Source organism: Streptomyces sp. NPDC056479, assembly GCF_042795335.1.
Classification (GTDB): Bacteria; Actinomycetota; Actinomycetes; order Streptomycetales; family Streptomycetaceae; genus Streptomyces.
Window position 1 is genome coordinate 1 of the sequence record NZ_JBHTRZ010000013.1, and the last position, 13,367, is coordinate 13,367.

General features: G+C 68.8%; 14 protein-coding genes and 1 rRNA gene. 11 read left to right on the top strand and 4 right to left on the bottom strand.

Annotated elements, in window-relative coordinates; all coding sequences use genetic code 11:
* From rrf to ACFQ6S_RS39260, 5 genes are all read left to right on the top strand, one after another.
* Positions 1–81: ribosomal RNA gene (rrf, locus tag ACFQ6S_RS39240) — 5S ribosomal RNA — on the top strand; the annotation flags it as partial.
* Between the two features lie 60 nt (positions 82–141).
* On the top strand, positions 142–786 hold the full coding sequence (locus ACFQ6S_RS39245) for an HAD family hydrolase (protein WP_383420280.1): 645 nt from the start codon (positions 142–144) through the stop codon (positions 784–786).
* A 93-nt stretch (positions 787–879) separates the two neighbouring features.
* Positions 880–1,641 (top strand): VC0807 family protein, encoded by a 762-nt coding sequence (locus ACFQ6S_RS39250; RefSeq protein ID WP_383420282.1) that lies wholly within the window; start codon positions 880–882, stop codon positions 1,639–1,641.
* Between the two features lie 66 nt (positions 1,642–1,707).
* Positions 1,708–2,928 carry an MFS transporter gene (locus tag ACFQ6S_RS39255; RefSeq protein ID WP_383420284.1) on the top strand — a complete coding sequence of 407 codons (1,221 nt, stop codon included), beginning with the start codon at positions 1,708–1,710 and terminating at the stop codon, positions 2,926–2,928.
* Positions 2,879–4,051 (top strand): acetoin utilization protein AcuC, encoded by a 1,173-nt coding sequence (locus tag ACFQ6S_RS39260; protein ID WP_383420286.1) that lies wholly within the window; start codon positions 2,879–2,881, stop codon positions 4,049–4,051. Before ACFQ6S_RS39255 ends, ACFQ6S_RS39260 begins: the two co-directional genes overlap by 50 nt.
* 33 nt (positions 4,052–4,084) lie before the next feature.
* Here ACFQ6S_RS39260 and ACFQ6S_RS39265 read toward each other — a convergent pair whose 3' ends face one another.
* Positions 4,085–4,537, bottom strand: a complete 453-nt coding sequence (locus ACFQ6S_RS39265; RefSeq protein ID WP_383420288.1) for a hypothetical protein — start codon at positions 4,535–4,537, stop codon at positions 4,085–4,087.
* Between the two features lie 239 nt (positions 4,538–4,776).
* Here ACFQ6S_RS39265 and ACFQ6S_RS39270 point away from each other — a divergent pair, with 239 nt between their 5' ends.
* The 5 genes from ACFQ6S_RS39270 (at position 4,777) to ACFQ6S_RS39290 (ending at position 8,581) form a co-directional block, all read left to right on the top strand.
* Positions 4,777–5,592, top strand: coding sequence for a phosphatase (locus ACFQ6S_RS39270; RefSeq protein WP_383420290.1), 816 nt, complete (start codon positions 4,777–4,779; stop codon positions 5,590–5,592).
* A gap of 129 nt (positions 5,593–5,721) precedes the next feature.
* Positions 5,722–5,934, top strand: coding sequence for a helix-turn-helix domain-containing protein (locus ACFQ6S_RS39275; protein ID WP_004984898.1), 213 nt, complete (start codon positions 5,722–5,724; stop codon positions 5,932–5,934).
* Positions 5,935–6,089: 155 nt separating this feature from the next.
* On the top strand, positions 6,090–6,188 hold the full coding sequence (locus ACFQ6S_RS39280; RefSeq protein ID WP_003948845.1) for a 30S ribosomal protein bS22: 99 nt from the start codon (positions 6,090–6,092) through the stop codon (positions 6,186–6,188).
* 255 nt (positions 6,189–6,443) lie between these two features.
* Positions 6,444–7,505 (top strand): NAD-dependent epimerase/dehydratase family protein, encoded by a 1,062-nt coding sequence (locus ACFQ6S_RS39285; RefSeq protein WP_383420292.1) that lies wholly within the window; start codon positions 6,444–6,446, stop codon positions 7,503–7,505.
* A gap of 14 nt (positions 7,506–7,519) precedes the next feature.
* Positions 7,520–8,581 (top strand): lysophospholipid acyltransferase family protein, encoded by a 1,062-nt coding sequence (locus tag ACFQ6S_RS39290; RefSeq protein WP_383420294.1) that lies wholly within the window; start codon positions 7,520–7,522, stop codon positions 8,579–8,581.
* 227 nt (positions 8,582–8,808) lie between these two features.
* Here the strand turns inward: ACFQ6S_RS39290 and ACFQ6S_RS39295 are convergent, their stop codons facing one another.
* From ACFQ6S_RS39295 to ACFQ6S_RS39305, 3 genes are all read right to left on the bottom strand, one after another.
* On the bottom strand, positions 8,809–10,053 hold the full coding sequence (locus ACFQ6S_RS39295; protein WP_383420295.1) for a DUF5667 domain-containing protein: 1,245 nt from the start codon (positions 10,051–10,053) through the stop codon (positions 8,809–8,811).
* A gap of 252 nt (positions 10,054–10,305) precedes the next feature.
* On the bottom strand, positions 10,306–11,079 hold the full coding sequence (locus tag ACFQ6S_RS39300; protein ID WP_383420296.1) for an ECF subfamily RNA polymerase sigma factor, BldN family: 774 nt from the start codon (positions 11,077–11,079) through the stop codon (positions 10,306–10,308).
* A gap of 799 nt (positions 11,080–11,878) precedes the next feature.
* Positions 11,879–12,799, bottom strand: coding sequence for an HAD family hydrolase (locus tag ACFQ6S_RS39305; protein WP_383420297.1), 921 nt, complete (start codon positions 12,797–12,799; stop codon positions 11,879–11,881).
* Between the two features lie 140 nt (positions 12,800–12,939).
* On the opposite strand from ACFQ6S_RS39305, the gene ACFQ6S_RS39310 reads away from it, so the two are divergent.
* Entirely contained in the window at positions 12,940–13,218 is a 279-nt protein-coding gene (locus ACFQ6S_RS39310; RefSeq protein WP_383420299.1) for a glutaredoxin family protein, read from the top strand.
* Positions 13,219–13,367 lie beyond the last annotated feature (149 nt).

A 13,367-nucleotide genomic window follows, 5' to 3' on the forward strand; every position in this document is an offset into this window, starting at 1 on the left:
ATTCCGAACCCGGAAGCTAAGCCTTACAGCGCCGATGGTACTGCAGGGGGGACCCTGTGGGAGAGTAGGACACCGCCGAACAAATCTTGAGAAAGGCCCACGCCATTTGGCGTGGGCCTTTTTGCGTTTAAGCTCAGGCGTATGCGCTATGAACTGGTGATCTTCGACAACGACGGCGTACTCGTCGACAGCGAGCCCATTTCCAACAGGCTCCTCGCCGCGTACCTCACCGAGCTGGGGCACCCGACGTCGTACGAAAACTCCATTCGGGACTACATGGGGTCGGCGATGCACCGGATTCATGACCTGGTGTTGGAGCGGACGGGGCGGCGGTTGCCCGAGGACTTCGACGATGTCTTCCACCGGCGGGTGTTCGCCGCGTTCGAGCGGGAGTTGAAGGCCGTGGCCGGCGCTGGGGACGTACTGGAGAAGCTGGCCGCGGACGGGGTGCCGTTCTGTGTGGCGTCGTCCGGGAGCCACGAGCGGATTCGGGTGGGGCATCGGACGACGGGGTTGGACCGGTGGTTCGACGACTCGCGGGTCTTCAGCTCGCAGGATGTGGGACGGGGGAAGCCCGCGCCGGATCTGTTTCTCCATGCCGCGGAGCGGATGGGGGTCGCTCCGGAGCGGTGTGTCGTGGTCGAGGACAGCCCGTTGGGAGTGCAGGCGGCCGTCGCCGCCGGGATGGAGGTGTACGGGTTCACCGCCATGACGCCTGCCGCGCGGCTTGCCGGGGCCCATCAACTCTTCTCCGACATGGGTGAGTTGGCTGACCTGCTCGTGTGATGCGAGGGGGTGGTCCGGGGCTGACATTTGTCATGTCGAGGGCTGGACGATCGTTTCTACCGGTGACCCGGCGCCTGCCGGGAAGCTGAGGGCATGACGACGAACACGGGGAACACCAAGGGCGGGAGCACCAACGGCCGTAGCGTGCTGCGGAACTTCGCGCCGCTGATCATCGATGTCGCGGTGCCCCTCGGGGCGTACTACCTCCTCAAGAACGGCTTCGGGATGAGCACCCTGATGGCGCTCGGCCTGAGCAGTGTCGTGCCGGCGGTGCGTACAGGGTGGGGTGTGTGGAGGGCGCGCGAGGTCAATGGGCTCGCCGCCCTCATCCTGTTCGTGAACGTCGTGTCGCTGCTGCTCAGCTTTGTGGCCGGGGATCCACGACTGATGATCGCCAAGGACAGTGCGGTCAGCAGCACGATCGGGATCGGGATCATCGTCTCCGTCGTGCTCGGCAAGCCGATGATGACCGCAGGCATGAAGCCCTGGGTGGTGAAGGGGGACGCCGGCCGGGAGGCCGCCTGGGGTCGGCTGCACGCCGGTTCGGCGCGGTTCCGGCGGGCCGAGCGGGTGTTCTCGCTGGTGTGGGGTGTCGTACTGCTGGTGGAGTGCGTGGTGCGGATCGTGGGGGCGTACGCCCTGCCGGTGGACACCATGGTGTGGCTCGGCAATGTGATCATGGTCGTCGCCATGGCAGTGGGCTTCCTGGCCGGTGGTGCGCTGGGCGCGGGCCCGATGGCGGCGATGGTCATCGCGGAGGCGAAGTCGGCGGCGCAGGCCGGTCGGCCCGTCGAGTCCGGTCTCGCATCCTTCGAAAAGGGACTTGCTACCGCCAACCTCGCCACCGCCAAGTAAAGCTGAGGGAAATTCATCTTTGGCTGGATCTACCCACCGGTACGCCGGGGCCCTACGCTCGCCGCCATGACTGATGTGCTGCGGCGCGGCAGGGCCTCGTTGGCGTTGAGCTTCTTCGCTCAGGGTGTGGCGTTTGCCCTGCTGGTGACCCGGATTCCGGCCATTCAGGACCGGTACGGCGTCTCCGACGCGCTGCTGCCCGCCTTCCTCGCCGCCGTGCCGGTCCTCGCGGGCGTCGGCAGTGTCACGACCGAGCGGCTGGTGAAGCGAATACCGCCGAGCCGGGTGCTGCGCTGGTCCCAGCCCGTCGTGCTCCTGGCGCTGGTCGGGGTCGGGGCGGGCGAGCGGATGGTCGAGCTGGGGGTGGCGCTGGCGGCGTTCGGGCTGGCCGTGGGGGCGCTGGACGCCTCGATGAACATGCTCGGGGTGAGCCTGCAACGGTCGTACGGGCGCAGCATCATGCTCAGCTTCCATGCCGCGTACAGCCTGGGCGGGATCGTGGGGGCCTCGCTGGCGTGGGTGGGGGCGCACTGGGATCTGGCGCTGTTCGTGTCGTATCTGCCGGTCGTCGTGGTGTTGGTGCCGGCCGCGCTGGTGGGGAGTCGGTGGTACGTCGACGGGGGCGCCGGTCACTCGGATGCGGCGGCGGAGGGCTCGGCCGAGAGCGGGCCCGTCGTCTTCAAGGTGCTGCTGCCGCTGTGTCTGGTGATGACCTTCGCGTACATCGGGGACTCGACCGTCTCCAACTGGAGCGCGAAGTATCTGCAGGACGTGCTGGGGAGCTCGGAGCAGCTGGCCACCGTGCCGTACAACGTCTACATGGTGACCACGTTGCTGGGGCGGGCCATCGGGGACTTCGGGGTGCGGCGGTTCGGGGCCGTCGCGGTCGTGCGGGGCGGTGCGCTGGTGGCGGCGGGCGGGTTCGCCGTGGTGGCCGGGGCGTCGGGGGCGTGGTTCGGGATGCTGGGGTTCACGCTGATCGGCGTGGGGTTGTGCGTGCTGGTGCCGCAGACCTTCGCGGCGGCCGGGCGGTTGTTCCCGGGGGCTTCGGACATGGCGGTCGCGCGGCTCAATGTCTTCAACTATGTGGGGTTTTTGATCGGTTCGCCGTTGGTCGGGGCACTGGGGGACGCGTGGAACTATCGCGGGGCCATGCTCGTGCCGATGGTGTTGGTGCTGGTGACGCTTGTGTACGCCCGTTCGTTCGCGGCTCAACCGGACCGATACGGTGACGGGCATGAGCGGCCGCGCACAGCTGATGTGGGACGAGGCAGTAACGGGCTATGACTTCGGTCCGGAGCATCCGATGGATCCGGTCCGGCTTGCCCTGACCTGGAGACTCGTCGATGCCTTCGGGCTCGGTCGGGACGTGGACGTCGTCGCGGCCAAGCCGGCGGGGGAGTCGACGCTGCGGCTCGTCCACCGGGAGGACTACATCGAGGCCGTGAAGGCGGCTTCCGCCGAGCCGGGGGCGGCGGACCAGTCGTACGGGCTCGGCACCGTGGACGATCCCGCCTTCGCCGGGATGCACGACGTGTCGGCGCTGATCGCCGGGCAGTCGGTCGGGGCCGCGGAGGCGGTGTGGCGCGGGGAGGCGCTGCACGCGGTGAACTTCGCGGGCGGGCTGCACCATGCCATGCCGGGCGGCGCCTCGGGCTTCTGCATCTACAACGACGCCTCGCTCGCCATCGCGCGGCTGCTGGAGCTGGGCGCCGAGCGGGTGGCGTACATCGATGTCGACGTGCATCACGGGGACGGGGTGCAGGCCGCGTTCTGGGACGACCCGCGGGTGCTGACGATCTCGCTGCACGAGCATCCCCGCACGCTGTTCCCGCAGACCGGATGGCCGGAGGAGACCGGCGCGCCGAGCGCCGAGGGTTCGGCGGTGAACGTGGCGCTGCCCGCGGGCACCGGGGACGCCGGGTGGCTGCGGGCGTTCCATGCCGTGGTGCCGGAGCTGATCGCGGACTTCCGGCCGCAGGTGCTGGTGACACAGCATGGCGCCGACACCCACTTCGAGGACCCGCTGGCGCACCTGGCCGTGTCGCTGGACGCACAGCGGGCCGTGCAGGTGGCGTGTCACGACCTCGCTCACGAGTACGCCGACGGGAAGTGGGTCGCGCTCGGTGGGGGCGGTTATGCCGTGGTGGAGGTCGTGCCGCGGTCGTGGACGCATCTGGTGGGCATCGCGGCGGGGCGGCCGATCGAGCCCGAGGCGATGATCCCGGAGAGCTGGCGGCAGGAGGTCTTCGCACGGACGCGGCAGCTGGCGCCGGCGCGGATGACCGACGGACGGTGGCCGCTGTCCTGGCAGGACTGGGAGTCGGGGTACGACCCCGCGGACCGGCTCGACCAGGCCGTACTGGCGGCCCGGCGGGCGGCGTTCCCGCTGCGGGGGCTGCTGCCGTAGCGGCGCCCACGCCGGCGGCAACGCCCGCTCGGTTCAGGAGCAGAGGCCCTGCACGCTGTTGTAGTAGATGTCGACCGTGCCGCTCCACTCGAGGCACTGGGCGTTGAAGTCCGATGTGTCCAGGTACACCGGGCCGGCGTAGGACGAGAAGGAGCCGTAGTCCCGCTCGGGCTTGCCGGAGGAGGGCGCGGTGTCGAGGGTGACCTCCATGAACATGCGGGTCCCGGGGTTCGTGCGGACCAGCACGGCGCAGTGCTGCTGGGTCTCCCGGCTGTAGGCGACGTACACGGTGCCGATGGTCTTCCGTGCCGAGTCGCGGATCTCCGTCCAGTCCTGGACGTAGTAGCCGGCGCCGCACTTACCGTTGTAGGCGCCGGCGGTGGTGGCCGCCGATGCCGGGGCGGTCGTGGCCAGCGTGCCGCCCAGGGTGAGGGCGGCGAGGGTCGCGGCGGTGGCGGCCGTGCGGCGGGTCGACTTCATGTTCATGGTGTTCCCCCTGTGGTGGTGGTCGACGTGTGCGGCGCTCGGTACGCCGGTCGACTGCCGGTACGTCGGTCAACTGGCGTGCGCCGCACACGTGTTGTGAGACCAGGCAGCCCATCGCAGGGTTGTGGGTGGTTTTGTCGCTGTTCAGTCACCGCTGTCACGGCGGTCGTTACGCCAACTGTGCGGTGTTTCCCCGGTTCCCGAGGCATTCGTCCACCTCGTCGGCCACCATCGCTCACGTGCTGACCACCGGAGCCCTGCGCGCCCACCTTCTCGCCGCGCACCTGGCCGGTCCCGTGGCCACCTCCCGTGAGGAAAGCCTGCGGAGCTACCGCCTCTTCGCCGCTCGCGACCCTCGCATACTGCTCGGACTGGATCCCGCGAGAAGCTGGGGACTGCGCGATTTGATTGCGTTGATGGCGGAGAGGTGCGGGGTTTCGGCCGATCCGAACCACACTTCCGGTCAGGATGTGATTGATCCTGAGCTGACTCTGACCGCTCTGGATGCCTTCGCGGACCGCCTCGCGGCAGCCGCCCAGCGCAGTGCCCCTGTTCTGCTCGGCACCGGGCACCCCCACCGACTGCTCGGGTTCTACGCCGCCTTGGCGGACGCGTTGTCGGCGGCGGGGTGTACCGTCCTCACCCCTGCGCATGGTCGCTGTGTCGACATAACGACCCGGTTCGGCCTACGCACGTACAACCTTGCCTACGTACGAGGAGTCGCGCTGGTGCGGGAACCCGGCGCTTCTCGCCCCGGTTGTGAGCCCGGCGCACATACGCACTCACCCCTCCCGGTTCGTACCGCGCTGGCGGCCGCGGCGGAGGCCGGCGGGCCCATGCCGGAGCTGGTGATCGGGGATCACGGTTGGGTCTGCGGGGCAGGTCAGCTGGGGTTTGAGGCCATTGGTCCGGCCGATACGAATGACCCCGCGCTCTTTGTGGGGCAGGCCGAGGGGTCCGTGTCCGTCGTCGTTCCACTTGATGACGCTGTGCGGTCTGATTACTACCGGCCGCTTACCCGCTACGTACTCAATCGAGCGTGTCTGTCACAGTAGGTCGCCGATGGCTGCACCTCTTCCCCACTCGCATCACACGCCCCTACATTGGGGAGTGAGCACGCAGCGACGAAGAGTCACCGGAAGGGGAAGCCGGTGGCCGTCGAGTGCGGAAGGTTCAGGTGTGTCATGGCTGCAGCTGGCGAGAGGCCTCTGAACGAGGTTCAGTTCCTTACCGTGGCGGAAGTCGCCTCGGTGATGCGAGTGTCGAAGATGACCGTGTACCGGCTGGTGCACAGCGGTCATCTGCCCGCGATCCGTGTGGGGCGGTCCTTCCGCGTCCCGGAGCAAGCGGTTCACGAATATCTCCGCGAGAGCTACGTGGGGGTGGAAACCGCCTGACAACGACGGGCGAGAGGGGATCCTCAGGGCTGTTCAGGATCCCCCCTCGCCCCTCGATTACGACCTCAGCGCTCGGACGGGTAGGCTGGCCCCTTGTAGGTCGTATGGGCCCATGGCGCCCAACGCCGAGTGATGAGAAGTGAGCGAGGGTAGTCGTGGGCTCTGTTATCAAGAAGCGGCGCAAGCGGATGGCCAAGAAGAAGCACCGCAAGCTGCTCAAGCGCACGCGCGTTCAGCGTCGCAACAAGAAGTAAGCGACGCTGCGAAAGCAGCGTGATTGTGGCCCCCCACCACACCCGGTGGGGGGCCACACGTGTATCGCGGGCGGCGTGCGAAGGGCCGAACTCCGTGCGTATGCCTGGACATATGACTGACCCATCCGGTCGTACGCATGGAATTCTCGTCACTTCGTGCATTGGGCGGTCATCACAGCGCAACACCGACCCGCTAGGTTGGCCGCACACGGGGAACTCGGCAGGGGTACGAGTGCTGGAAGGAAGGCGCTGATCTTGGGCAAGGTCGTGCTCGTGACCGGAGTGGCCCGTCAACTGGGGGGCCGTTTCGTACGACGGATCCAGCGTGACCCGGAGGTGGACCGGGTGGTCGCCGTGGACGCGGTCCCGCCCGAGCACCACCTGGGCGGTGCCGACTTCATCCAGGCCGACATCCGGCAGCCCACCATCGCGCGGGTGCTGGCGGAGAGCGGCGCCGACACGGTCGTACACATGGACGTGACCGGAACCGCGCTCGGCAGCGGCAGCCGGACCACGGTCAAGGAGACCAACGTCATCGGGACGATGCAGCTGCTCGGCGCCTGCCAGAAGTCCCCCACCGTGAAGCGGCTCGTGGTCAAGTCCAGTACGAATGTCTACGGGTCCGCGCCCCGTGACCCGGCCGTCTTCACCGAGACCACCCCGCCCAAGTCCCTGCCCAGCGGCGGCTTCGCCAAGGACGCGGTGGAGGTCGAGGGGTATGTGCGGGGCTTCGCGCGTCGCAGGCCCGATGTCGCCGTGTGCGTGCTGCGGTTCGCCAACATCCTCGGCCCGAGCGCGGACACTCCGCTCGCCTCGTACTTCTCGCTGCCGGTGCTGCCGACCGTGTTCGGCTACGACCCGCGGCTGCAGTTCGTGCACGAGGACGATGTGATCGAGGTGCTGCGCATCGCCTCGCACGAGCCGGCGCGGGGCACGCTCAACAGCGGCACCTTCAACATCGCCGGCGACGGCGTGCTGCTGCTCTCGCAGTGCTCACGGAGGCTGGGACGGCCCACCGTGCCGCTGCTGCTGCCCGCGGTCACCTGGGCGGGCTCCCTGGTGCGTACGCTGGGCATGTCGGACTTCTCACCGGAGCAGATCCGGCTGCTCACGCACGGCCGGGTGGTGGCGACGGACCAGATGCGAGAGACCCTCGGATTCCAGCCGAAGTACACGACGGCGGAGACGTTCGCGGAGTTCGCGCGTAGCCGCGGACCGGGTCTGCTGCCGCCGGAGGCCCTCATGGGGGCCGTCGACCGGATCGCCGCGCTGCCCGTCCTGGGCGGCGGTCACCTCCCGACGCAGAGCGCCAACTGAGGAGCGCATCAACGATGGCGGACGCCAAGGTCATTCCGTTCGACGACGACCGGTCCCGCGGGAGCGCCGTTCAGCGGCCGTCGCGGCGCCGGAGCGCGGGGAGCCGGCGCAAGAACGGTGAATCCGCGCTGGTACGCGAGGTCCAGCCCCTCCCGGGACGGTCCTTCGCGCAGGATGATGTTCCTGTGACACCTGAGGAAGAGCCGGCCCCTGTGAGGCCCCAGGACGACGACGGCGGCGGCCTGGAGCGGCGCATCGCGGGCGGCCTGGCCTTCCTGCGCCGCCGCCTCACCGGGGACTACGAGGTCGACGACTTCGGGTACGACGAGGAGCTCACCGACCAGGTCCTGATGTCCCTGCTGCGCCCGGTGTACGAGAAGTACTTCCGGGTCGAGGTGAAGGGCATCGAGAACATCCCGTCCGAGGGCGGCGCGCTGATCGTGGCCAACCACTCGGGCACGTTGCCGCTGGACGGCCTGATGATGCAGGTCGCCGTCCACGACAACCACCCGGCCGGCCGGCACCTGCGTCTGCTCGCCGCCGACCTGGTCTTCGTCCTGCCGGTGGTCAACGAGCTGGCCCGCAAGCTGGGCCACACTCTGGCCTGCGCCGAGGACGCTGAGCGGTTGCTGGGACAGGGTGAGCTGGTCGGCGTGATGCCGGAGGGCTTCAAGGGCATCGGCAAGCCCTTCAGCGAGCGCTACAAGCTCCAGCGCTTCGGCCGCGGCGGCTTCGTCTCCACGGCCCTGCGCAAGGGCACGCCGATCATCCCGTGCTCGATCGTCGGCGCGGAGGAGATCTACCCGATGATCGGCAACGCGAAGACCCTGGCTCGGCTGCTGGGCTTCCCGTACTTCCCGCTGACCCCGACGTTTCCATGGCTGGGTCCGCTGGGTGCGGTTCCGTTGCCGACGAAGTGGACGATTCAGTTCGGTGAGCCGATTCCGACGGATGGGTATCCGCCGGAGGCGGCGGAGGATCCGATGCTGATGTTCAACCTGACGGATCAGGTCAGGGAGCAGATTCAGCACACGCTCTATAAGTTGCTGGTGCAGCGGCGGTCGGTGTTCTTCTGACGGGGCCGATTCGGCGGGGCGGTGCGGTGCGGGGAGTCGGCGGACGGAGTCCGGCGCAGCCGTGCGAAGCCCGTGGAGCGGTGCGAGGGCGGCAGATGAGAGGGGCCAAGTTGCTGGTGCAGCGGCGGTCGGTGTTTTTCTGACCTGTGCTGGACCTTGTTCGGTACGGCGATGGGGCGCCCCTCCTGAGAGGGGCGCCCCATCGCCGTACGGGTGGCTTCGTCGTGCTAGTTCGTGTCCTCGCTGTCGATGCCCAGGCCGGGGAGCAGGCCGGGGAGCAACGGTGGGAGGGTTACGGCCGGTTCGGTGGTCGGGGTGGGGGTGGAGGAGGACGAGCCGGAGGTGCCGGTGTCCTTCGGGGGGTCCAGGAGGCCGCCGGTGCTGCCGCCGAGCAGGCCCTCGTTCTCGCTGCCGGAGCTGTCGGCCGAGTTGCTCGGGCGGCTGGATCGGTTGCCGTCGGAAGAGCCGCTGCCGCCGGCGCTGGGGCGGGCCGACCGGTCCGAACCCGACGTACCGGTGGACGCTGATCCGGAGCCGCCGCCCCGCTTGCCCTCGCCGCTCTGGGGCGGCTGCTGCGGAAGCAGCGACTCCAGCGGGGCGACCTCTTCGTCTATGGCGTCGAAGACCGACGACACCTCGTCCCCGACATCCCCGAGCTGGAGGGGAAGCCGTTCGCGGAGGTGACCCCATGCCACGCGGTGCGAGCGGGAGAAGGCGGAGAGCGCCTGGATGGGGCCCAGCGAGCCCGGGTGGCGCTCGTACGCCTCGCGCAGCAGACGGTGTCCCTCCGAGGCGTCGTGCCGCATGCCGTACAGGGTGCGGCGGATCTCCGCCATCGACTCGTGGTCGAGCTGTCCGCCGCGGCCGCGCTCCATCAGCCGCCGGGCCTCGCTCAGCCGGGTGGAGGCCTGGTCGAGGTAGGTGCGGCCCCGCTCGTCGTCGCCGTCGGCCAGGACGTTGAGCTTGAAGTCCTCGATGCCGCGTTTTAGGCCGTAGAGGGAGTCACCGGGCAGGGCGTCGGAACTCGCGGCGGACACTCCGCCGAACGCCCCTGCGGCGACACCGACACTGAGCCCGCCCGCGGTGAGGCCCTTGGCGAGCCGTGAGCGCGGTCGCAACTTCCCCAGCGGGGAGGCACGGTGAGCTCCCCGTGCCCGCTGTGAACGCTGTCCGGGCAGGGCAGGGCCCGCCTCGACGCCCGTGGTGCCCTCCTGAAGCATGGCCTCCATGGCGGCCACGAGCTGGGCCCGCTGGACCACCTTGACCGCGGGGTCGAGCTCGGGCTTCGGCAGTTCGCCGAGACTCGTGCTGAGGGCCAACAGGCGCCCCTGCTCGGACTGTTCCGAAGCAGCCGATGCCGGTGTCGATCCATCGGGCTCGGGCTGCTCGGCCGCCGAGCCACGGTCGGTCAGCTCGTCCAGGGCCTGGGCGAAGGCGTTCGCCCGCCGGTGTGCCGATACGTTCGCGATCACTGGCGGCACCTCCTCTCGTGATGACGGTCGGCTCCCCAGGGGGTCCTGAGGGTTGCACGCCCTGACCACATGCACTCGATCGAGTGATCGAAGTCGGCCAGGGAGTGACCACAGGGAGCCTGCATCCCGCACAACGAGTGGCGCGGCACTTGGGTTACGGACGGAGGATGAACGGACCGCGAAGTCAACGGACTTTCACCGATGGTGAGTTGATGGTTGCGGAGAGTGCTGGGACGGGTGTCCGTGACGTGCTCAGCGCACGTCGTCCGGCAGCAGTCGGGCGAGGGTGCGGACGGCCCGGTACTGAAGGGTCTTGATGGCGCCCTCGTTCTTGCCCATGACGCGGGCGGTCTCGGCGACCGAGAGGCCCTGGAGGAAGCGGAGGGTGACGCACTCCTGCTGCTGCGGGTTGAGGCGTCGTACGGCGTCGAGGAGTGCGGCGTTGGAGAGTGACTCGAGGACGGAGTCCTCGGGGGACCGCTCGACCTCGTTGGCGTCGAGCATCTCGCCCGTCGTCACCTCGAGTCGGAAGCGGCTGGACTTGAAGTGGTCGGCGACGAGGTTGCGAGCGATGGTGACGAGCCAGGCGCCGAAGTCCCGGCCCTGCCAGGTGAAGGTGCCGATGCGGCGGAGTGCCCGCAGAAAGGTCTCGCTTGTGAGGTCTTCGGCGGTGGCCTTTCCTCCGACGCGGTAATAGATGTAGCGGTACACGGTGTCGCTGTACTGGTCGTAGAGACGTCCGAACGCGTCGGCCTCGCCGGCCTGTGCGCGTTCGACGAGATCCATCATTCGAGCGCTGTCGCTGTCAGCGGCGGGCCGGCGAGCGGTTGCCGCACCGGCCGAGCGTCCCCGTCTGCCGACGGCGGCGCTTCCGTCGGCGAGTGCGTAGCACGGGCCTACGGGCACGGCGGTTACGGCGAGGGCGGGGACGGCGTACGCGGTGGGGACGAAGCCGCGCAGCAGGTCTTGGACCGTTGCGCGGAGCGTAGCCAGGCCCGAGGCGTCAACCCCGACGTGTGGGTACACGGGACTCCCAGAGGCAGAGCTTCCATCACGTGCAGTGCGGAACGTTCACCCGTCGTAGCGACGGAGAGGTACCGGTTTGCGTCTGAGGAGAATAACGCTTCGTGCAGGCACTGCTACGCCCAGTTGCTCAAATCACCGATTGCGTCTCTTCTGTAACCGATTGACGCCCGATCAAGTGCCGGAGAGTGACCGATTGTTGATCGAAATCGTCCGCGTTCCGGCTGAGTCCGGGGCGTGTTGTGGCCGTGTGCAGCCAAGGGGACTGGACAGGGAGTTGTGGGGGTAGGGGGTGCGGATTGGGCTCTGCGGCCGGGCGTGGTCGGGTGTGTACCGAACTTTTCTCGCCCCCGCCGCCCCTACCCGTCCCATCCCTGGGGGCTGCGCCCCCAGACCCCCACTGTCGGCCCTGAAGGGGCCTTGTCCTCAAACGCCGGACGGGCTGGGAGTGCCTGGGCGGAGCCGAGGGGTGGCCGCGGCTGCGGGGAAGTCCCCAGCGGGTGGGTGGGGGTTAGGGATGGCGGGACTTGCCTCCGGCGGCAAGAAGACGTGGCGGGGGTGTCCGTCAGCAGCGACGCCGGTCCGGCGGCCGGCCTGACCGCGACGCAAACCGTTGGCGCTACGCGAACCGCCGTCGCCAGCGCGAACCCTCGTACTGAGCGCGAACCCTCGTACTGAGCGCGAACCCTCGTACTGAGCGCGAATAGCCGTACCCAGCGCGAATGGCCGTCGTACCCCGAGCGAATGGCCGTACCCAGCGCGAATGCCGCACCCGCCGAGAACCGTCGTCCTCCGCGAGCCGCTACCGACGTCGCCTGTGGAGTGCGATCGCCGCTGCCGTGCCGCCGGCCACCGCGCCCACTCCGGCTGCCGCCGGGATGCCGACCTTTGCTGCCTTTCGGCCGGTGCGGTAGTCGCGTAGGCGCCAGTCCAGCTTGCGGGCGTGTTTGCGGAGTTTGGTGTCGGGGTTGATGGCGTAGGGGTGGCCGACCAGGGAGAGCATCGGGATGTCGTTGTGCGAGTCGCTGTAGGCCGCGCAGCGGGAGAGGTCCAGTTCCTCCGCCGCGGCCAGGGCGCGCACCGCCTCCGCCTTCGCCGGGCCGTGCAGGGGCTCGCCGACCAGCTTGCCGGTGTAGACGCCGTCCACCGACTCCGCCACCGTGCCCAGGGCGCCGGTGAGGCCGAGGCGGCGGGCGATGACCTGGGCGATCTCCACGGGGGCGGCGGTGACCAGCCAGACCCGCTGGCCCGCGTCCAGGTGGGCCTGGGCCAGTGCCCGGGTGCCCGGCCAGATGCGCTCGGCCATGTACTCGTCGTAGATCTCCTCGCCGATCGAGGTCAGCTCGGCGACCCGGTGGCCCTTGACGATGGAGAGCGCGGAGTCACGTGCGTCTTGCATGTGCTCCGGGTCTTCCACGCCCGCCAGCCGGAACCACGCCTGCTGCCAGGCGAACCTGGCGAGGTCCCGTGTCTCGAAGAACTTCCGCTTGTACAGGCCCCGGCCGAAGTGGAACAGGGCGGCACCTTGCATCACGGTGTTGTCGAGGTCGAAGAACGCGGCGGCCTTCTCGTCGCCGAGCACCGGGAACTCCGGTTCGGCCTCCAAGACCTCCGTCGCTTCCTGCGACGACTTGCGCGCTGCCTCCGCCGAGGCCTCGCCAGCCAACACGCTCCGCGCCGTGGCGGAGCGCCTACGGGGAGTGAGCCATCGAAGAGCGGCCATGACCGTGAGCATAGCCAGTTTGTTCGGTGCTTCCGGAGTCGGGAGGTTTGGAGGTTGTGAACTCTCCGCGACCGCGCAGTTAAACAGTGTGGTGGGGCGACGGCCGGGCATCCGGGCGCCGGCGCGGGAGAATGGCTGACATGAGCCCCCTCTTTCGTCGCACGGCAGCCAAGTCCCCGCAGGACCGGCTCGTCACCCTCATCGGCAAACCGGACTGTCATCTGTGTGATGACGCACAGGCCGCCGTCGAGAAGGTGTGTGCCGAACTGGGGGTTCCGTGGGAACTCAAGGACATCAACCAGGACCCCCAACTGCACGACCAGTACTGGGAGCAGATCCCCGTCGTCCTGGTCGACGGGGACCAGCACACCTTCTGGCGCGTGAACGAGGATCGCCTCCGCAAAGCACTGACCAGGTAGTCCAAAGTCCTCCGGAAACGGCTTAGGATCGACGGCGACTTGGTCTCGGGGGCGGGAATCGTTGAGGAGCGTGTGCGGTTTTGCCCCCAAGAGTTGAGGAACGGTGGTGCGTATGCGCCGGTTCCATACCCGTGCGCCGGGCGTGCGTG

Coding starts and splice junctions, on each gene's coding strand:
- ACFQ6S_RS39265 (WP_383420288.1), bottom strand. CDS start 4,537: ATGAACATGAAGTCGACCCGCCGCACGGCCGCCACCGCCGCGACCCTC.
- ACFQ6S_RS39290 (WP_383420294.1), top strand. CDS start 7,520: ATGGCGGACGCCAAGGTCATTCCGTTCGACGACGACCGGTCCCGCGGG.
- ACFQ6S_RS39255 (WP_383420284.1), top strand. CDS start 1,708: ATGACTGATGTGCTGCGGCGCGGCAGGGCCTCGTTGGCGTTGAGCTTC.
- ACFQ6S_RS39275 (WP_004984898.1), top strand. CDS start 5,722: ATGGCTGCAGCTGGCGAGAGGCCTCTGAACGAGGTTCAGTTCCTTACC.
- ACFQ6S_RS39250 (WP_383420282.1), top strand. CDS start 880: ATGACGACGAACACGGGGAACACCAAGGGCGGGAGCACCAACGGCCGT.
- ACFQ6S_RS39310 (WP_383420299.1), top strand. CDS start 12,940: ATGAGCCCCCTCTTTCGTCGCACGGCAGCCAAGTCCCCGCAGGACCGG.
- ACFQ6S_RS39305 (WP_383420297.1), bottom strand. CDS start 12,799: ATGGCCGCTCTTCGATGGCTCACTCCCCGTAGGCGCTCCGCCACGGCG.
- ACFQ6S_RS39260 (WP_383420286.1), top strand. CDS start 2,879: ATGAGCGGCCGCGCACAGCTGATGTGGGACGAGGCAGTAACGGGCTAT.
- ACFQ6S_RS39245 (WP_383420280.1), top strand. CDS start 142: ATGCGCTATGAACTGGTGATCTTCGACAACGACGGCGTACTCGTCGAC.